Source organism: Imtechella halotolerans, from assembly GCF_028743515.2.
GTDB lineage: Bacteria > Bacteroidota > Bacteroidia > Flavobacteriales > Flavobacteriaceae > Imtechella > Imtechella halotolerans.
Window position 1 is genome coordinate 1,995,492 of record NZ_CP117969.2, and the last position, 21,082, is coordinate 2,016,573.

The 21,082-nt window shown below is 37.3% G+C and carries 10 protein-coding genes and 1 tRNA gene; 2 read left to right on the plus strand and 9 right to left on the minus strand.

What is annotated here, in order from left to right; translation table 11 throughout:
* The first annotated feature begins 7 nt into the window (after positions 1 to 7).
* On the plus strand, positions 8 to 1,279 hold the full coding sequence (locus PT603_RS09075; RefSeq protein ID WP_008239656.1) for a UDP-N-acetylmuramoyl-tripeptide--D-alanyl-D-alanine ligase: 1,272 nt from the start codon (positions 8 to 10) through the stop codon (positions 1,277 to 1,279).
* A 61-nt stretch (positions 1,280 to 1,340) separates the two neighbouring features.
* Here the strand turns inward: PT603_RS09075 and PT603_RS09080 are convergent, their stop codons facing one another.
* From PT603_RS09080 to PT603_RS09110, 7 genes are all read right to left on the minus strand, one after another.
* Positions 1,341 to 8,207, minus strand: a complete 6,867-nt coding sequence (locus PT603_RS09080) for a T9SS type A sorting domain-containing protein (RefSeq protein WP_309258594.1) — start codon at positions 8,205 to 8,207, stop codon at positions 1,341 to 1,343.
* A 491-nt stretch (positions 8,208 to 8,698) separates the two neighbouring features.
* On the minus strand, positions 8,699 to 10,675 hold the full coding sequence (locus PT603_RS09085; RefSeq protein WP_309258608.1) for a protein-disulfide reductase DsbD family protein: 1,977 nt from the start codon (positions 10,673 to 10,675) through the stop codon (positions 8,699 to 8,701).
* Between the two features lie 71 nt (positions 10,676 to 10,746).
* Positions 10,747 to 12,117, minus strand: coding sequence for a TlpA family protein disulfide reductase (locus PT603_RS09090; protein ID WP_050951141.1), 1,371 nt, complete (start codon positions 12,115 to 12,117; stop codon positions 10,747 to 10,749).
* A 97-nt stretch (positions 12,118 to 12,214) separates the two neighbouring features.
* Positions 12,215 to 13,420 (minus strand): thioredoxin family protein, encoded by a 1,206-nt coding sequence (locus PT603_RS09095; protein ID WP_008239963.1) that lies wholly within the window; start codon positions 13,418 to 13,420, stop codon positions 12,215 to 12,217.
* Entirely contained in the window at positions 13,420 to 14,799 is a 1,380-nt protein-coding gene (locus PT603_RS09100) for a RagB/SusD family nutrient uptake outer membrane protein (RefSeq protein WP_162097726.1), read from the minus strand. Before PT603_RS09100 ends, PT603_RS09095 begins: the two co-directional genes overlap by 1 nt.
* A 5-nt stretch (positions 14,800 to 14,804) precedes the next feature.
* Entirely contained in the window at positions 14,805 to 18,158 is a 3,354-nt protein-coding gene (locus PT603_RS09105) for a TonB-dependent receptor (RefSeq protein WP_008239961.1), read from the minus strand.
* 132 nt (positions 18,159 to 18,290) lie between these two features.
* On the minus strand, positions 18,291 to 19,454 hold the full coding sequence (locus PT603_RS09110) for a FecR family protein (RefSeq protein ID WP_008239960.1): 1,164 nt from the start codon (positions 19,452 to 19,454) through the stop codon (positions 18,291 to 18,293).
* Between the two features lie 152 nt (positions 19,455 to 19,606).
* Between PT603_RS09110 and PT603_RS09115 the strand changes: the two genes are divergently transcribed.
* The gene (locus tag PT603_RS09115) at positions 19,607 to 20,143 is read left to right on the plus strand and encodes an RNA polymerase sigma factor (protein ID WP_008237226.1); all 537 of its coding nucleotides are present in this window, start codon (positions 19,607 to 19,609) and stop codon (positions 20,141 to 20,143) included.
* A 279-nt stretch (positions 20,144 to 20,422) separates the two neighbouring features.
* Here PT603_RS09115 and PT603_RS09120 read toward each other — a convergent pair.
* Both PT603_RS09120 and PT603_RS09125 read right to left on the minus strand, forming a co-directional pair.
* Positions 20,423 to 20,496 (minus strand) — tRNA-Arg (locus PT603_RS09120).
* Positions 20,497 to 20,504: 8 nt separating this feature from the next.
* The gene (locus tag PT603_RS09125; protein WP_008237224.1) at positions 20,505 to 20,954 is read right to left on the minus strand and encodes a GatB/YqeY domain-containing protein; all 450 of its coding nucleotides are present in this window, start codon (positions 20,952 to 20,954) and stop codon (positions 20,505 to 20,507) included.
* Positions 20,955 to 21,082 lie beyond the last annotated feature (128 nt).

Consider the following 21,082-nt stretch of genomic DNA (forward strand, 5'->3'; position numbering starts at 1 on the left):
TTACTTCATGGAAACAGCTCAATTGTACACGTATTTTTTAAAAGCGGAAGCACTAACTACAGACTCTCGTTCAATACCTAAAAACAGTATATTTTTTGCTCTGAAAGGAGAAAACTTCAATGGAAATTTATTTGCAGAAGAAGCGATACGGAAGGGGGCAATCTATGCAGTAGTAGATGAAGAACAATACAAAAATCACCCTAATATTATTTTAGTAGATAATACTCTTACTGCACTCCAACAGTTGGCTAATTATCACAGAAAACAAATCGGAATCCCAATAATAGCACTTACAGGTAGTAATGGAAAAACAACCACAAAAGAACTTATTCACTCGGTTCTAAAAACCACGTACAAAACGATTGCAACCAAAGGAAATCTCAACAATCATATAGGTGTACCTCTGACCTTACTTTCAATGACTAAAGAAACAGAACTTGGTATTGTTGAAATGGGAGCCAATCATTTAAATGAAATTACAACCTTGTGTACAATTGCAGAGCCCGATTTCGGATATATAACAAATTTTGGAAAGGCTCATCTGGAAGGATTTGGAGGGGTTGAAGGTGTGATAAAAGGAAAAAGCGAACTTTATCAGTTTCTTATAAAACACCAGAAAACAATTTTCATCAATGCTGACGACCCAATACAAAATAATAAAACGGCCAACTATCCCAGGAAATTTTCATTTTCACATGAGCATGGAGATGTTATTATTAAGTTTATAAATGCCCAACCATTTGTTGAACTTTCAGTAAATAATATGTCTATTCATTCTCAATTAATTGGCTCCTACAATTTAAATAATATCGCTGCTGCTGCAATGATCGGCTGTTATTTTAATGTTCCTATGGACAATATCAAAAACGCTATTGAAAACTACACTCCTACCAATAATCGATCTCAGATAATTGAACAAAATGGACGTAAAATTATTTTAGATGCCTATAACGCAAATCCCAGCAGTATGCATGCGGCATTAGATAATTTTGCACTTCAAAAAGAAACATCAAAACTCGCGATACTTGGAGACATGTTCGAACTGGGTGAAGCTGCAGCTAATGAACACCAACAAATTGCCGACTATGCGGCATCTTTAGTGAATACAGATGTATGGCTAGTGGGCCATAATTTTTCAAATACAATTAGTTCATTAAAAAAATTTCCAAATTTTAAAGACTTAGAATACTTTTTGTCTGAATACCCTGTGAAGCAAAAACTACTACTAATAAAAGGTTCCAGAGGAATGGCTCTTGAAAGAACTATAAAATTCTTATAGAATAAAAAAAAAGGGCTGCTCAAGTTGAACAGCCCTTTTCATTGTAAATTGGGTTTATAATTTAAAATTTAGCTGAAATCACTTTCTTAATGTAACTTCCCTTTTTAGTACTTATCTTAATAAAGTAAACTTGTTCTGCAGCATATTTAAAATCAACTGGCATACTCATCACCTTACCAGGATAAGCCTGTTGATCTTTAACTGTTTTTACAAGTACTCCTCTCATATCAAATACCTCAATGGTTACATCTGATTTATAGTTAAACTTGTATTGGACATTCAATACATCCTTAAATGGTACTGGATACACATTAAAATCAGCTGAAGCAGTTTGCTCAGTTGGCATCACAATGACTTCCTCACTAGAATCATCACATTCAATAGAACCACCTTCAAATGATTGACCTCCGTTATCTCCAGAAATTATATCATCTCCAGAACAAGCACAAATAACCTCACAAGCAACACCATGTACTATGACATAGAAATCTCCTGTTACATTAATTGGTCCAACGGTATAGGTGTCTACATTTCCACCTAAATTAGGACTAAATGGATACTGTCCAGGTGCTATAATAGGATCACCATTTTTGGACATTGGATATGGTTCACATCCAACGTATACATGAGCTGCTGAAAGGACGAAACCTTCAACCATATCATACATCACTGTTACTTGAGATCCATCATATGAAATAGTTGCTGTACCACTGTAAACACCCTTATTAGTATCACAATCAGCAGCACCCGCATATAGACTTAGAACATATTCACCTGGTTCAGTGATATAATTTGTCCAACCCCAACGGCTATTTTTAATTTCAGGCATGTCAAGGAAGCATGTCGACATTTCATCATCATAATAAGCAAAGACAGTCTCACATTCCATCTGTTCAATTTCTTGAACAATGAAAATCTCTTCTTTAGCCTCATTAAAACAAGCATCAGTAGCTACAAAAGTGTACTTATAGGTTTTGGTACAATCATCTTCTCCTACTAACTCAGCATACGCATCACTAGTACCTTCACCACCACAGTTATCTACCCATGTCGCTGTTAACATTACAGGAACTTCTCCATTACATATATAGTCATCATAAGTTGGTAACGTAATTACTGGAGGAACATCATCCTTCAATGTATAGGTGTAGGTCCAGTCATGCTCGAAGCCTGAACAATCTGTATAGGTCCATGTGTACACTACATCTCCCTCACATAATGGAAGATCACTAGCGCCTTTAAAGACAGGAGTTATAGGATTGTTACAGTTGTCGGTTACCGCTGGAGGCTCTGGCTGGCTGATCTCACTAGCACATGCTACAGTACTACTTCCATTGGCAGGCATATTGTCTGCAAAGTCTTGGTAGTCGATTGTATAGGTGTAGGTCCAGTCATGCTCGAAGCCTGAACAATCTGTATAGGTCCATGTGTACACTACATCTCCCTCACATAATGGAAGATCACTAGCGCCTTTAAAGACAGGAGTTATAGGATTGTTACAGTTATCGGTTACCGCTGGAGGCTCTGGCTGGCTAATCTCACTAGCACATGCTACAGTACTACTTCCATTGGCAGGCATATTGTCTGCAAAGTCTTGGTAGTCGATTGTATAGGTGTAGGTCCAGTCATGCTCGAAGCCTGAACAATCTGTATAGGTCCATGTGTACACTACATCTCCCTCACATAATGGAAGATCACTAGCGCCTTTAAAGACAGGAGTTATAGGATTGTTACAGTTGTCGGATACCGCTGGAGGCTCTGGCTGGCTAATCTCACTAGCACATGCTACAGTACTACTTCCATTGGCAGGCATATTGTCTGCAAAGTCTTGGTAGTCGATTGTATAGGTGTAGGTCCAGTCATGCTCGAAGCCTGAACAATCTGTATAGGTCCATGTGTACACTACATCTCCCTCACATAATGGAAGATCACTAGCGCCTTTAAAGACAGGAGTTATAGGATTGTTACAGTTGTCGGTTACCGCTGGAGGCTCTGGCTGGCTAATCTCACTAGCACATGCTACAGTACTACTTCCATTGGCAGGCATATTGTCTGCAAAGTCTTGGTAGTCGATTGTATAGGTGTAAGTCCAGTCATGCTCGAAGCCTGAACAATCTGTATAGGTCCATGTGTACACCACATCTCCCTCACATAATGGAAGATCACTAGCGCCTTTAAAGACAGGAGTTATAGGATTGTTACAGTTGTCGGTTACCGCTGGAGGCTCTGGCTGGCTGATCTCACTAGCACATGCTACAGTACTACTTCCATTGGCAGGCATATTGTCTGCAAAGTCTTGGTAGTCGATTGTATAGGTGTAAGTCCAGTCATGCTCGAAGCCTGAACAATCTGTATAGGTCCATGTGTACACTACATCTCCCTCACATAATGGAAGATCACTAGCGCCTTTAAAGACAGGAGTTATAGGATTGTTACAGTTGTCGGTTACCGCTGGAGGCTCTGGCTGGCTGATCTCACTAGCACATGCTACAGTACTACTTCCATTGGCAGGCATATTGTCTGCAAAGTCTTGGTAGTCGATTGTATAGGTGTAGGTCCAGTCATGCTCGAAGCCTGAACAATCTGTATAGGTCCATGTGTACACTACATCTCCCTCACATAATGGAAGATCACTAGCGCCTTTAAAGACAGGAGTTATAGGATTGTTACAGTTATCGGTTACCGCTGGAGGCTCTGGCTGGCTAATCTCACTAGCACATGCTACAGTACTACTTCCATTGGCAGGCATATTGTCTGCAAAGTCTTGGTAGTCGATTGTATAGGTGTAAGTCCAGTCATGCTCGAAGCCTGAACAATCTGTATAGGTCCATGTGTACACCACATCTCCCTCACATAATGGAAGATCACTAGCGCCTTTAAAGACAGGAGTTATAGGATTGTTACAGTTGTCGGTTACCGCTGGAGGCTCTGGCTGGCTAATCTCACTAGCACATGCTACAGTACTACTTCCATTGGCAGGCATATTGTCTGCAAAGTCTTGGTAGTCGATTGTATAGGTGTAAGTCCAGTCATGCTCGAAGCCTGAACAATCTGTATAGGTCCATGTGTACACCACATCTCCCTCACATAATGGAAGATCACTAGCGCCTTTAAAGACAGGAGTTATAGGATTGTTACAGTTGTCGGTTACCGCTGGAGGCTCTGGCTGGCTGATCTCACTAGCACATGCTACAGTACTACTTCCATTGGCAGGCATATTGTCTGCAAAGTCTTGGTAGTCGATTGTATAGGTGTAAGTCCAGTCATGCTCGAAGCCTGAACAATCTGTATAGGTCCATGTGTACACTACATCTCCCTCACATAATGGAAGATCACTAGCGCCTTTAAAGACAGGAGTTATAGGATTGTTACAGTTATCGGTTACCGCTGGAGGCTCTGGCTGGCTAATCTCACTAGCACATGCTACAGTACTACTTCCATTGGCAGGCATATTGTCTGCAAAGTCTTGGTAGTCGATTGTATAGGTGTAGGTCCAGTCATGCTCGAAGCCTGAACAATCTGTATAGGTCCATGTGTACACTACATCTCCCTCACATAATGGAAGATCACTAGCGCCTTTAAAGACAGGAGTTATAGGATTGTTACAGTTGTCGGTTACCGCTGGAGGCTCTGGCTGGCTGATCTCACTAGCACATGCTACAGTACTACTTCCATTGGCAGGCATATTGTCTGCAAAGTCTTGGTAGTCGATTGTATAGGTGTAGGTCCAGTCATGCTCGAAGCCTGAACAATCTGTATAGGTCCATGTGTACACTACATCTCCCTCACATAATGGAAGATCACTAGCGCCTTTAAAGACAGGAGTTATAGGATTGTTACAGTTATCGGTTACCGCTGGAGGCTCTGGCTGGCTGATCTCACTAGCACATGCTACAGTACTACTTCCATTGGCAGGCATATTGTCTGCAAAGTCTTGGTAGTCGATTGTATAGGTGTAGGTCCAGTCATGCTCGAAGCCTGAACAATCTGTATAGGTCCATGTGTACACTACATCTCCCTCACATAATGGAAGATCACTAGCGCCTTTAAAGACAGGAGTTATAGGATTGTTACAGTTGTCGGTTACCGCTGGAGGCTCTGGCTGGCTGATCTCACTAGCACATGCTACAGTACTACTTCCATTGGCAGGCATATTGTCTGCAAAGTCTTGGTAGTCGATTGTATAGGTGTAAGTCCAGTCATGCTCGAAGCCTGAACAATCTGTATAGGTCCATGTGTACACTACATCTCCCTCACATAATGGAAGATCACTAGCGCCTTTAAAGACAGGAGTTATAGGATTGTTACAGTTATCGGTTACCGCTGGAGGCTCTGGCTGGCTGATCTCACTAGCACATGCTACAGTACTACTTCCATTGGCAGGCATATTGTCTGCAAAGTCTTGGTAGTCGATTGTATAGGTGTAAGTCCAGTCATGCTCGAAGCCTGAACAATCTGTATAGGTCCATGTGTACACTACATCTCCCTCACATAATGGAAGATCACTAGCGCCTTTAAAGACAGGAGTTATAGGATTGTTACAGTTATCGGTTACCGCTGGAGGCTCTGGCTGGCTAATCTCACTAGCACATGCTACAGTACTACTTCCATTGGCAGGCATATTGTCTGCAAAGTCTTGGTAGTCGATTGTATAGGTGTAGGTCCAGTCATGCTCGAAGCCTGAACAATCTGTATAGGTCCATGTGTACACTACATCTCCCTCACATAATGGAAGATCACTAGCGCCTTTAAAGACAGGAGTTATAGGATTGTTACAGTTGTCGGTTACCGCTGGAGGCTCTGGCTGGCTGATCTCACTAGCACATGCTACAGTACTACTTCCATTGGCAGGCATATTGTCTGCAAAGTCTTGGTAGTCGATTGTATAGGTGTAAGTCCAGTCATGGCTATTGCCTCTACAATCCTCATAGGTCCATGTATAAGAAACATCCCCTTCGCAATCGGGAGTCTGAGAAACTACAGGACCACTAGGAGTAATTGAATTTCCACAAACATCCACAACATTGGCTGGTGGTGTTGGTTGCTGTAATTCAGATGCACAGGCTATTACTAATGAACCATTTTCAGGAAGTGTAAAATCTCCTTCTTTCATAAAGACCTCTAATGAACATGAAGATTCACAACCATTTTCATTAGCCACCACAAGTGTCAATGTAAATGATAATAAACAATCTTCTCCAACTGTTACAGTTACCGTTTGTTGATCATCCGCTCCATCTATTGAAGCATTACCTTCTACACTCCATTGATATGAAGCCATACCTACAGGACCAGAATATTGCTTTGAATCTTCTGGACAAGCTTCTAAATCACCTGAAATACTACAAACAGGGGAGCCATTAATAACTATAGTATCATCTACTGTACATCCTGGTATACCAGGCACAAATTGAGTTGTAGCTTCAACTTTGTATACACCACTCTTATCATCTCCAGATATCACAAGTTGATATGAAGTTTCACCAGGAATTTCCACATCATCTTTATACCATTTAAAAGTAAACTTACTAGGATCATTAGGAACAGTGGTAGCTGTAAGGGTAATATCCCCCTCAGCATTACAAATATCATCTCCCAAGTCAACCTGTCCAAGTGGAATATTTCCAAAAGGGATAGGCCCTAAGAAATCTTTCAACTCTGCAGTAAAAGAGTCAGAAGAACGTGTTTTAATTACAACATATCCTAAAGCTTTTCCACAAGAAGCTCCTCCTAGACCACTATTAAATCCAAAGGCATCAGAATTTAATGCAAATTCTGCCAAAGTAGTTTGAGTATACGTATTTGAAATATTACCACCACTACTTATAGTTCCCCACATAGGAGCTGGCACCATTGGATCAATACCCACAATACCCGTCTCATTAACTTGAGCGTGAAGTACATCTTGTGAATTATTCTTTAACACAATTTGAGCATATCCAAAATTAGGAGCTAATTTTCCATCTCCATGAAATACGTAAGTGTTGTTTGACATTACAAATTCAAATGGAACATTGGCATAATTACTAATGGCTGCAAAGTCGGTATTCTCATGTACCCATATAAAAATACGGACATCCACTACACTCCCTCCATTAGTATAATTGGTAGAAAAAATAATATCTCCGTATTGACTTGTACTTTGGGTAACTGGATCAAAATGCCAGGATGTTCGCCCATCGTCAAGTCCAGAAGATACGAACCCACTACCCAGTCCATTAAGAGTTACCTCATTTCTTAAAAATTCAAAATCCAGATAGCTAGTCCCATTATCTGCTCTTGTAGATGCTCCAAAGAAAGCCCATAATGCTCCCATTTCTTGCATATCAGGACGACCAATTCTTAAATGCCCAAACCCATCAATAATATCATTTTTTTGAGGATTACTACCATTGGTCGCTCCCCATGAAACAGGATTATCGAAGTTTTTATTACTACCTTGAAAAATAGTGGCATCTTTGTTATTACCGGTCCAATGATTATCCCTGGCAAAAATTGCATCTACCCAAAGTCTCCCATCAACAACACTAAATTGTGGTACTGACATTGGAAGAAGTCCAGCAGGATTGGCCTGTCCTTGAAAAAGAGCATTTCCTTGTGTTTCATCAATTACACCCAGGCCGGATGCTCCTTGAAACCAATCATCAGTTCCGAAGGCAGCATCTCCAAAGCTGTTGTAAGTTACAACTCCTGAATGAACATCTGCATCAATTCCAAAATTAATAATCACTTTTCCTTTGGAAACATTAAGCTGAGCATAGAGTCCAAAAGAGAACATCACTGCTACCATAAATGTTAGCAGTTTTTTTATCCCGACATATGACGGTTGCAAAACCCGCCAGGAAGGGTCACACCAGGGATCCGCAGGTTCTTCCACCAAACGATCTTCTGTGTCACCATTTTTTTTGCTTCGTGTAAAATAATTCATAATGATAGTTTTTTGGTTAACTACCATTACATAAGTCTGCTATTAAATAATAAAACAGGGGCAAAACCTAGACCTAAATCATAGGGAAATAATTCTTTGGGCGAGTATATAATGTGGTTCTTAATTTTTGCTAAAAAGAAAAGGGGAGATGGCTTTTTAACAATAACGATCTAAATAGCTCACAACGAGCGCACTAACAAACAATCAAAATTAACACTTTATTAATAAAAATGAGAGTCAGTTTATCGAGGAAAATACCCCTTTCAACGAATTTAATATTCAAGAAACATCTCATTTATAACAAGATAAGGCATTAAAATGACTGCAATTCACTAAAATGAGAAAGTTAAATCCCTTTACTAATATAATCCAAGTTTAAACAAATAATTTCCAATTATTAAATTGAAAGGCTGTGAGTGTCTCACAGCCTTTGCTAGCTAATTCAAATTTAAAATCAGTAAGATTTTAAGCGGTTTTACATGTTTATCATGTTATTTAAATTGGGAGATTCCTTCTTGTAACCAGTTATGGTAGGCCTCCACATCTGGGGTATAGCCTACGGGCGTATTCAGATTCTCCTCCTGATGGTCCATAAGAACATAAAAAGGTTGAGAATTGGTCTGATATCGCAGCGTCTGTAGCTCACTCCACTTCTGACCTATATACTTCAACTTCTTACCAGGGCGAAGCTTCGAGTCTACCACTTCATCCGCCTCTAAAGCTCGCTTGTCGTCTACATACAATGAGATTAGCACCACTTCATTCTTTAGAATGCTCAGTACCTCAGGCTTTACCCATACATGCTGCTCCATCTTGCGACAGTTCACACAGGCATGGCCGGTAAAGTCTAGCATCACTGGTTTGCCTACTTCCTTGGCATAGGCTAGTCCTTTGTCATAATCGGTAAAGGCGACGATATTATGTGGGGCCAGTAGATGAGCTCCCTCTGGTAAGTTCTCTCCGCTTACATCAACACCGCCACTACCTAGTTGGGTATACCCCACTCCATAAGGGGATTCACTATAGTGCTGTGGGGGTGGAAAGGCACTGATAAGGTTTAATGGGGCGCCCCAAAGGCCAGGGATCATATAGATGGTAAAGGATAGTACTAAAAGGCCTAGACCTAGTCGTCCCACAGAGATATGACTCACAGGGGAATCATGGGGTAACTGAAGCTTCCCAAATAGGTAAAAGGCCAGGGTCCCAAATATAGCAATCCAGATGGCGATAAATACTTCTCGCTCCAATAGGTGTAACTGTAATACCAAATCGGCATTTGATAAAAACTTAAAGGCTAGGGCTAGTTCTAAAAAGCCCAGTACTACTTTCACTGTGTTTAACCAGCCTCCTGACTTTGGGAGACTGTTTAACCAGCCGGGGAACATCGCAAATAGCATAAAGGGTAAGGCTAGGGCCAAAGAGAATCCGAGCATCCCTATGATGGGGGCAATTCCCCCTTTACTGGCTGCCTCTACTAGAAGGGTACCTACAATAGGACCGGTACAGGAGAAGGAAACTATGGCTAGAGCCAGGGCCATAAAGACAATCCCTAGTAGCCCGCCTCTGTCGGCCTGACGGTCTACCTTATTGGCCCATGAGTTGGGTAGCATGATTTCAAAGGCTCCTAAAAAAGAGGCAGCAAAGACCAGCAACAACAAAAAGAACAAAAGGTTAAACCATACATTGGTCGAAAGAGCATTCAAGGAGTCTGCTCCAAAGATTCCTGTGATTAACGAGCCTAGGAGCACGTAGATCACTATAATGGAGATCCCATACAAAATAGCATTCTTGATCCCTTTAGCTCTGGTCTTACTTTGCTTGGTGAAAAAGCTAACCGTCATCGGAATCATCGGAAACACACATGGGGTTAAAAGAGCCGCAAAACCAGAGAAAAAAGCGATGATAAATATCGACCATAGGCCTCGTTGGGGGGTGGTATTTGAGGTGTCTGAATCAGAGGATATTGATGATTCTTGACCGTCCTTAATACTTGCAACTTCCTCAGTAGCACTATGATTTTCAGAAATGATGAAATTAACTTCGGTACTATCAAAAATACACTGTTCATCATCACAGGCTTGATATTCTATCTCCGCCAAGATAGTGGACACATTTTGATTCAAAAGCCTTATTCTTTGAACAAAACGAGCTTTGTCCTCAAAATAAGTGAGGTTCATTTCAAATACTTTATCATAATCTGTTATCGCTTCACTTTCTTCTGTTTCACCTACCAATTCATAATCAGTTCCTGCATTCGAAAAGGTGAATACAGTAGGTAGTGCGCCTCCTTCAGGCGAATGCTGTGAATACAGATGCCAATGAGGCTCTATTTTGGCATTAAAAATTAGATTGAATTCACTGGAGGATACTTCTTCTACCTCTACTCCCCATTCCACTGGCGTGACCATCTGAGAATATAAGGTGCCAGAAAAAAATAAAAGTACTCCTAAAAATATTTTTTTAAACATATTGCTCGATACACATGTGTTAACTTTTGTTATCATAAAACGAAAGATTTTCACTTTATATAACCATTCATTTACAATTCAAACTCATCAAAAATTGCTTCAAGTTCACCAGAAGAGGGTGTTGGTGAATTAGCATCTATAATATTCCCTTTAGGATCAAGAATTATAAACCGAGGAATCCCCTTTATAAGATATGATTTGACAAATGAGGATTCCCAATCACTATCCGCTAACAATTGCACACCTCCCAATTCTTTACTCTTAACCATTTCTTTCCATTTATCACGATCTTTATGTCTATCAATTGATATACTCACAAATCGAATATTTTTGCCATGGTACTTTTCTTCAAGTTTTTTCAAATATGGAATTTCATATCTACATGGACCACACCATGTTGCCCATACATCTATAAAAAGATATGAACCTTCCAAATCACTAAGAGATGTTTTACCTCCTAAATAATTTTCATAATTTTCAAAATTTGGTGATGGTGCTCCTTTGGCCACCTTTCGTAAAATTTCATAATCTTCAGCCACGACTTTCTTATAATGAGCGTTGGTGGCTATTTCTACATACAATTCATAAAAAGCTTCTAAATCATTGGTATAGGTAATTCCATATTTTGCAAAATCAAATGCTAAACTATTTTTAATAGTATCATTTCCGTTTTTTAAAATACTTTGCAAGTAGGCTATGTCTTGATCTCTTCCATTTGCTAAAGCAGAACTTTTAGCAAGATCCCTGTAGTAATCCTCCACAAGGCGTCTATAACTGCTTGAAAACAAAAAATCCATAGCATTATCATATGTGAGCTCTCTTTCCAAAACTTCTATTTCCTTGTTCAAGCCTGTAACATTTTTTATCGTATCTCTTTTTTGAAGTCTTTTAAGGTCCAGTAAATACCCGTAGCCTATATTACGTTTTTCTAATGTTTTGAAGGAAGGCAAAAGAGTAGAATTTTGTTCTAAAAATAGCAAGGCTTGTTCTCTTAAAGTTTCCAATTGTATAAGACTAGAATCATTAATTATATTCATTGCTTCTTCTCTTAACCCCATTTCTGTACGTTGTTTTTGCAGTTTAGCAAAAACATAGGTGTTTTCATTCCCTCCAATTCCTTTATAGGCCAATGTTTCATTAAATCTTTTAGTATTGAATGAAATATCTAATTCATACCCATTCTCAGTGTACACTCTCCAAAAAAGTTTTCCATAGGATAACAAATAAGAACCCGGCATTAAATCCAATGTATCTCTAAACTTACCATTAGTATCAACTTTTATAGTATCCCTAAAATGATCACTACCAACTATGGTAAGTAGGGAATCCGTTGGGTTTATTATAGAACCCGTTAAAATTGTCTTGGGTGCAGGCGTAACATCTTTTTCACATCCCAATAAGAGAGTGAGCACCATCGTGATCGACAGAACTTTTTTTATCATTTTCTTAAGTTTTAAAAAAGGAAAAGTAACCGTCTTCCAAGTTGAAAGACGGTATTAATTATTGCATAAAATTGTTAAAGTACTTTACCTCGAAATCTTATTTTAAAGCTTTGATTTCTTCAAGGTTTTTCAAGGCACGATCTTTAACCTTACTACTTATTGTATCAGCCATTGCTACTGCTAACTCAGCAGCTTTAATAGCTTCTGTTTTTTCACCAATGTGCCCTAAAATTTGCGCATATGTACTAACAATCCCATAATTATCAGGAGCCATAGCGTACGCTTTCTTAATAATTTTGGCTGCTTGTTGCATTAAGGCTTTATCCTCTGTATGATAATTTAATACGGATCTAGCTATAAATGCTATTGTTTCTTCATCCTGCTGGAGATATTGGTCTACATACATGTCTGAAGTCTCTATATAGGATTCAACATCTAGATTTTGCAAATAAAAATTACTATGCATAATGGCAATATCACGAATAGGAGCGTTCAATGCCTTTAAAGAATCCAGACTTTGAAAAAACATTTCCTTTTCTCCATTTCTTGAATATTGATATAACTCTCTTTGTAAAATTCCTCGGTAAATAGAGTAAATTTTCTCTTTGCCGTAACTTCGCTCATAGAAATCCCTATTTGCATTCAAAACTTTAAACAATTCTGATTCCTTATCTTTAGTAAAACTCTCGATCAAATCCCAACCAATTTCTGACTTCATCCATTGGCTATCCGCCTTTTTTAGGATTTCATCAACTATCTTACCGCCATCACGACTTCCTAATTTATTTAATTGTATCGCATAAGAAGCCAATTGATTTAGATTCATAGTCCCACTTTGATATTTTTCAGTCAGTTTCCCAAATGCCTTTTCCGGATTTAAAGCATTTTTAGCCTCTTGAATAAACTCTTCCACCTCCATTCTAGATTTAGCTAAGTGAACTAGGTTCCCTTTACTATCTACAAATAGATATGTTGGATATGAATTTACATTATATCGTTTTCCTAGAGCTGGACCTTCACCCTTCTCCATATCTATCTTATAATTGATAAAATTCTCATTGAAAAAAGTATATACCTCTTCTTTTACAAAAACGTTTTTGTCCATCCATTTACATGGCGCACACCAAGAGGTATAGCAATCAATAAACACAAGCTTATCTTCAATGGCTGCCTTATCCAGCATTTCTTGAAAATTACCTTCTAGAAAATTTATATCATCGTAAGTACTATTTTTTCTTTCTTCTTTCTGCTTACATGAAAACGAAATCAGAAAGGCAACTGTTATAATAAATATTTTTCTCATTAATATCCAGAGTTTTGTTTAACAACATTGTTTGACAATTCAACGGTTTGAATTGGTAATGGAAGTATTAATCGAGTTTCAGAAGAAAGCTCTTTGAAATCATTAATATTAATATCTCCTTCTTTGTGAAAACGTACAAGATCAAACCATTCTTCACCACTTTCAGCACCTAATTCTAGGATTTTTTCAATTCTTATAGCCTCTAGTAATTCTGAGGGAACAGCTGTTGTTACTAGTGGATTAACACTACGCTCTCTAATAACATTAAGTGCCGATCTTGAAGCCTCTACATCAGTTTCAGCTCTTAATATGGCTTCAGCATATATAAGGTAAATTTCATCCAATCTTAAGAAATACTCCGTATCGGCTGTAAGTGGAACACCGTTATAGGTTGCTCCATTGAATTTATTGTTTCGAATGCTACCTGCTGAGGTAACTGCTACAGCTGCCCCATAACGTGCATCATTTTCCATCAAGGCTACATATTCATCAGACAATTCAAAATAGACTCTTAACATAAATGCCTTATTATTTCTATTATTTAGATTATCAAAAGGAGTTTGAAAAATAACCTCATTAGGACTTACCACTTTTTTAGTAAAAATATCTGCATAGCTTTCCTCTAATTCTCTTTCATCAGAATCAAGTACTTCTCTAGCCAAAGAAGCCGCAGTACTGTAGTCCTTTTGGTATAGTGCCACTTTACTCTTTAGAGCTTTAGCGGCAATTTTAGAAACATAGAATGTACTAGAAAAATCAGGAGCGTGTGATATGGCATAATCTAAATCTTCTAGTATTAATTCATAAGTCTCTGCAACTGATGCACGAGGCTGGGCATCCGCATTACTAATAGGCATCGTCTTTAACACAATACCAAAAGTTGAATTCGTATCAAAAAATTCACCAAACAACCTAAGTAAATAGAAATGTGCCTGCGCTCTCAAAAACTTCGCTTCTGCAATTATTTCTTCCTTACGAGAATCCTCAGTATTTAATAATTCAGTTTTAGTAATCACATGATTGGCATTGTTGATTAGAAAATACATCTTGGAATACATTAATTCTAAATAGGAGTTATCAGGATTGACATCATTTATGAAAAATGCATTTTCTGAACCTCCTCCCCAAATTCCGGGTTTCATTGTAGTGCCCATTAGTGACGTTACAGAGGGCATATATACTATATAATCTAATCCTTTTACCAAACTTCCGTACACTCCATAAAGTACTGTTTGAGCTTGATCAATATTAGTAATTACCTTGTCTTCAGAAACCTGATATACGGGATCAACATCCGTAACATTAATAATATCACACGAAGTTGTTAATAACCCTGTAAGGGTAAATATTGTAACTATTTTTCTATATAACTGTTTCATAATCATTATAAGTTTAAGTTTAATCCAAGGGTAAATGTTCTAACTGGTGGATATGCTGCACTATCATAACCTTGGTTGAAGTTACTAGCAGCACTGTAATTGACTTCGGGATCTAGTCCACTATAAGAAGTAATTACAAAAACATTGCTGGCAGATAATGAAATGCTAGCTCTTTGAACAAAAATCTTTTTAAGTAGATTAGGGTTAAACTTATAGGTGAGATGAATATTTTTCAATTTAATAAAAGAAGCATCTTCAATAAAGAAATCTGACGTTCTTTTGTTATTATTAGGATCGCCAGCCACTAATCTTGGAATACTGCTAGATGAATTAGTCGGACTCCATGCATTAAGAATATCGGTTGAATAATTGGACCCTTCATTGCTGTAAATTAACAAATCACGCTTATTGCTATTAAACAAGTAATTCCCAACACTATAATTAAACAGGGCGGAAAGTTCAAAGTTTCCAAAGCGTACGATATTATTCCAACCTCCAAAGAAATCAGGTTCCGCTTTTCCAATAACCCCATTATCATCAGTTCCAATAAATCCATCACCATTTACATCCACATATTTAAAATCTCCAGGAGCTGTATTTCCTGATTGGTATACTCCAGTTGGAGAAGCTGAATTTAATGTATCGATCTCATCCTGTGATTGGAAAATCCCAGCTACTTTATACCCAGAAAAATAGCTAATAGGTTCCCCTTCAATCAAATTACGATAATAGCCTCCATTTAAATGCAGCACTTTACTTTTAATAGTTGACACATTAAATTCAGTTGTCCATTGAAACTTTCCTTCTCTAAATACATCAACTCCTACTTGAAACTCAAAACCTTTATTTCCAAAATCTCCTATGTTAGCAAACTGACTTGTACCTCCGGTTTCCAAAATAACATCTCTTGACAAAATCTGATCTGAAGTCTTTTTATTGAAATAACCAAATGATCCATTTATTCTTCTATCCATTAATGAGTAATCAATGGCTATATCCAATTGATTGGTTGTTTCCCAGCGAATAGCAGGGTTAGGAATCGTGTTAGCTACTACTCCATTATTATTGTCATAGAAACTTCCTGAACCAAAAAAAGTAGCATATTGAAAATCTGAGAAATTAGCTGAACCAGTTTTTCCAAATGAAGTTCTAAACTTTAAATCATCAACGAATGTTACATCATCCATAAACTTCATCCGAGATAGCCTCCATGATACTGCACCAGAAGGAAAATATCCCCAACGGTTTTTGGGCCCAAATTTGGTTGACTTATCTGCACGCCCTGTAAATGTGAGATAAAGAATATCGTCATAATTATAATTGGCTCTTAAAAAATAGGAAGACAAACCACTAATAGTTCCTCCACTAGAAAGGGTTTGACTAGAAGCAGCTCCAGGTGTTACCATTACAAAATCATCAGGGAAATCAGTAGCATTGATACTCAGATATTCACTCTCATTTTGGGTATACGATACACCTAACACTGAATTAATACTATGTTTATCTATGCTCTTATTATACGTAAGTGTATTGTCGAAAATACGCGAATAATATCCAGATTCATTCTGATTTAAAGTTCCTTTACGATTATTTCTCTTTTCAAAAACATCATAACTAGGTGTATAGCGGAAACTAAAATTATCTCCCTTTGTATACGAATAAGTAGATTTAAAAACCATTCCCTTGGTCAACTGATATTCACCAAAAAGTGAAATCAATAAATTTTTTGAATCTACGTATGATGGATAGCGCACCTTAACCCAAGGATTGGAGTAAATACTATTTGGATCAGCAGCATACTCACCTGCTTCATCGTATATAGGTATATCAGGACGATAGCGTATTGTCTGATAATAGAAGGTAGTATTGCTACCTTTATTCTTTGAATCGGTATAATTAAAATTCACACCTATCCTTAACTTTTCAGAAGCTTTTGTTTCTAATTTAGTACGTATGTTATTTCTTTTATAGGAAGTATTATAGATAGGTCCATTTTGATCTGTAATTCCCGCAGAAACAGAATACATAGTATTTCCATTTAACGAACCACCATTCATATTCAAATAGTAGTTGGTGTTTACCGCTGGTTGACTTGTCTCCTTTTGCCAATTGGTATAAACATCTTCACCAAAAGGATATAAATCTTCATCATCAGGTAGAGGTCTTCCTGCATTTGTGTATGCATCCTTGATCACCTTATGAAATCCATCACTGTTTAGCATCTTGTACTTGTTAAAGAAACTTGAAACCGTAGTCATTGAACTAAAACTAATGCTTGGAACTGAGGAATAACTTCCCTTTTTGGTATTGATAATAATTACACCATTTGCACCTCTTGAACCATAAATTGCCGTAGCTGATGCATCTTTAAGAATATCGATTGTTTCTATGTCCTGTGGATTAATAGATGCAAGTGGAGAAATGGAATTTGAAAAACTTTCAGAATAAAAAGAATTTCCCTGACCTTGACCTAATTCGATTGGAACACCATCTATAACATACAATGGCTCATTATTTCCTAGTACCGAAGTAATTCCTCGAATTCTAATTGCAGCTGGTGCACCTGGCGCACCAGATGAAGGTACAACATATACTCCTGGAGCTCTCCCTACAATTGCATTATCGAAATTAACCGGTGCCATTTTATTAATTTCTACCGCATTTACTCTTGAAACAGATCCAGTAATATCTTTTCTTTTCTGAGATCCATAACCAACAAGTACCACTTCTTCTAGTTGACTTGCTTCTTCATCCAGGGTCACTGTAATTTCCTTTTGATTCCCAACTACCACTTCTTTTTTTGCAAATCCAAGATAAGTCAAAACCAAGATGTCATTTACATCCGCTTTAATTTCAAACTGTCCATCAGCATCGGTAGTAGTACCTGTTTGTGTTCCCTTGACCAAGATAGTCACCCCAAGTAATGGATTGCCTTTGGTATCGGTTACCTTTCCAATAATAGTTTGCTGTAAAACGCTATTTATAGAAAAATTATCTGAATGATTTGTATGTAACACAATTTGTCTATCGAGAAGTTGATAGCGTATATCTGTATCCTTGAATACATCATCAAGTACTCTACTTAATGGTGTTTTAAAAACTGACACATTTACTTTACGACTAAGATTAACTCCTTCAACATGGTAAAGAAATTTATAAGGTGTAATCTCTTCAATCTTGCTAAATAACTCTTCCAACGTTACTTGTCTGAGTTCAAATGAAACTCTTATGTTTTGCGAGTAGGTGTTGGCGTTTATTCTTAACAAAGCGACAAAAACTAAAATTAGGGAAAGTCTCATCTTTAGCTTTAAATTTTGGGTACAGGACTGCATCCCAATTAATTTGGTGGTTTTTTTCATACTTTTGTATTGGTTGAATGTTTTTTAAAATTTTAAAATTCGTTCTATTTCATCGGGAAATGTGGCAGCATTTCCCGATTCTTTCCTCATATCACATGGATGTTGGTTTTATCATAGGCTTTTAATTTATTATTAGTTTAGGTTATTAATTACTGACTTTATATAGATATCATCATCATTAATTACATACTCAAAATCATAACTTTGCTTCATTGACTCTAAAATTTGAGTAATTGACTCTCCTTGAAACTTAGCTACAAACTTTTGATTTTGAATAGCTTCATTTTCAAAATGAATTTTCACATTAAAGGAGCGTTCTAGAACCTTTGCAATAGCACTAAACATTTCCTTTTCAAAAATCAACTCTCCTTTTAACCATGCTATATAGGTAGACACATTAACATTTTCCACCTGAAATCCTTCACTTCCTTCATTAAAACTCCCTTTCATTCCGGGATCAAGCCTTACAGATGCTAAATCCCCATATCCATTCTGGTTCGTATACAAAGCCACTTTTCCCTCAATTAACACCGTCTCCACAGCACCATTATCACGATAGGAATTAACATTAAATTCAGTCCCTAACACTCTAATGAAAACCTCACCAGAATTGACAATAAAAGGCCTATCAGCATCTTTAGCCACTTGAAAAAAAGCTTCTCCTTCTACTGCTACTTCCCTATTCCCTTTTAATTTAAAACTTTCTGGAAACTTAATCTTAGTCCCAGAGTTAAGCACTATCCTAGTATCATCACTAAGCACTAACACAGATGTTTTACCATATGGAACATAAATCTGGTTGTACGCCATTTCCGCGGTTGAATTAGAGGTAGGTTTATACATAATTGTATCTCCATACTGCTCTACTTGGACTCCTGATGGAGTTTCAAAAGTCAATGTGCCGTCTGGACCCAAATTCTTTATTGACTTGTCAGATAATTGAAGGGTTATTGCGTCTTCATTCATTTGCTGTTCAGTAATTTTATGAGTTGGGAACAACAACTTATATCCGAGACTAATAAACAAGATACCTACTGCTGCATAAGGCAACCACCTTTTATATGAGAAACTTTTTTTATTACCTTCATGAGATAAAAGTTTATTTAAAATCAATTCCTTATCAACTATAGTAGTATGCAGCGCTTTATTGGTGTCAATATGCAAACGAACTAGTTTTTTAAACTCTTCCGCATTCTCTTTATCTTTTAATAATAAATCTAACTGGATTAATTCACCTTCAGATATTTCACCTGAAAAATATAGTAATACCAATTCTGAAAACAAATTGTCTTTCATATTCCATTTTTATAAGTTTACCATTGCTTCACGGTAACTTTACTATATAATGACAAAAAAAATCAAAAAAGGCCCACGCGATTCTCATTTTTTTTTCATTTTTGTTAAATCATTGTTAGCATACCGTTAATCCCCCATACACCCATACTTCGATGAAATTTTCACTCGAAAATCATTTCTATTTAATAGACCAGGTTAAAACCGGTAATCAGGAAGCGTACCGATTCATATTTGAATCATTGTATGACTCCCTACTCTCCTATGTTTTTGGTCTCACCAATGATTTACAAACATCAGAGGATATAGTACAAGGTACATTTCTAAAAATATGGGAAAGAAGGGAAACTCTAAGCATACATTCATCAATTAAAAACTATTTTTTCAGGACATGTTACAATGAGTTTGTTAATCAATATCGAGGACGAACTGAAAACATCCCTCTTTCAGATGAACTTTACACAAATGTATTCCTAGAAGAAGAAAAAAATGAATCGGAATATAAAGAGGAATTATATCGTCAACTTCAAAAAGCAATTGACGCTCTTCCAGAAAAATGTAAAGAAATTTTTCTACTTCACAAACTGGACGGTTATAAATACCAAGAAATAGCTGAAAAGCTTGAAATTTCAGTAAAAACAGTGAAAAACCAACTATTAAAAGCCTATCATAAAATTAGGGTAGACCATTAGAAATATTGCATGCAAAAATACAGATTGAATTCACCTAGGTGTTTAGGAGTGATTATGTGAAACCAAGCAAACTCTTCCTTCTTGGTTAATCGTATAAATTTTACTTTAAATATCGTATAATCGAATTCTTTTTAATTTCAAACAAAAATCAGTTCGCCTTAAAAAAAATCAACCACAAGAAATATGATGAAGGATAAATAAGCATTCAATGAAGTATTAAAAAAGCCTTCTGAACTTGTAATTCAAATGGCTTTTTTAATAAATTTATAAAATGAGGAGTGACCCCGGGAGGATTCGAACCCCCAACCCTCAGAGCCGAAATCTGATATTCTATCCAGTTGAACTACGGGGCCTTTATACTCTAACTCAATAATTTTTTAACAAGGGTAGAAATGGTTTTACCATCAGCCTGTCCAGCTAATTGTTTACTGGCTTCGCCCATTACTTTTCCCATGTCTTGCATTCCAGATGCACCAGTAGATTTGATAATTTTAGAAACTATTTCACCCACCTCGTCCTCACTAAGTTGAGCGGGTAAAAATTGTTCAATCACAGTAGCTTGAGCCAATTCAGGTTCAGCTAAATCTGCTCGACCTTGTTCCGTAAAAATAGCGGCACTATCCTTTCGTTGCTTGACCAATCGTTGCAACAATTTGATTTCAGCCTCTTCAGTCAATTCCTCTTTAGCACCACTTTCTGTCTGCGCCAACAATATAGCCGATTTTATAGCTCGTAAAGACTCTAAAGCTACGCTATCTTTAGCTTTCATTGCCGACTTCATGGCATCCATAATTTGGGCTTGTAAACTCATCCTTACTTTCTTTTTTTACAGATGCGAAGATACTAATTTCATTTAGTTATCAAAAGATTTTACAGTCACAAAATTTATTTTATACACTCAATTCCAAAATGCAAAAAGCCCGTTTTTAATACTAAAAA

What these genes read in the sequence shown, in the direction of transcription:
- PT603_RS09115 (WP_008237226.1), top strand. Translation starts at nt 19,607, where the DNA reads ATGAAATTTTCACTCGAAAATCATTTCTATTTAATAGACCAGGTTAAA.
- PT603_RS09095 (WP_008239963.1), bottom strand. Translation starts at nt 13,420, where the DNA reads ATGAGAAAAATATTTATTATAACAGTTGCCTTTCTGATTTCGTTTTCA.
- PT603_RS09075 (WP_008239656.1), top strand. Translation starts at nt 8, where the DNA reads ATGGAAACAGCTCAATTGTACACGTATTTTTTAAAAGCGGAAGCACTA.
- PT603_RS09105 (WP_008239961.1), bottom strand. Translation starts at nt 18,158, where the DNA reads ATGAAAAAAACCACCAAATTAATTGGGATGCAGTCCTGTACCCAAAAT.
- PT603_RS09090 (WP_050951141.1), bottom strand. Translation starts at nt 12,117, where the DNA reads ATGATAAAAAAAGTTCTGTCGATCACGATGGTGCTCACTCTCTTATTG.
- PT603_RS09085 (WP_309258608.1), bottom strand. Translation starts at nt 10,675, where the DNA reads ATGTTTAAAAAAATATTTTTAGGAGTACTTTTATTTTTTTCTGGCACC.
- PT603_RS09110 (WP_008239960.1), bottom strand. Translation starts at nt 19,454, where the DNA reads ATGAAAGACAATTTGTTTTCAGAATTGGTATTACTATATTTTTCAGGT.
- PT603_RS09080 (WP_309258594.1), bottom strand. Translation starts at nt 8,207, where the DNA reads ATGAATTATTTTACACGAAGCAAAAAAAATGGTGACACAGAAGATCGT.
- PT603_RS09125 (WP_008237224.1), bottom strand. Translation starts at nt 20,954, where the DNA reads ATGAGTTTACAAGCCCAAATTATGGATGCCATGAAGTCGGCAATGAAA.
- PT603_RS09100 (WP_162097726.1), bottom strand. Translation starts at nt 14,799, where the DNA reads ATGAAACAGTTATATAGAAAAATAGTTACAATATTTACCCTTACAGGG.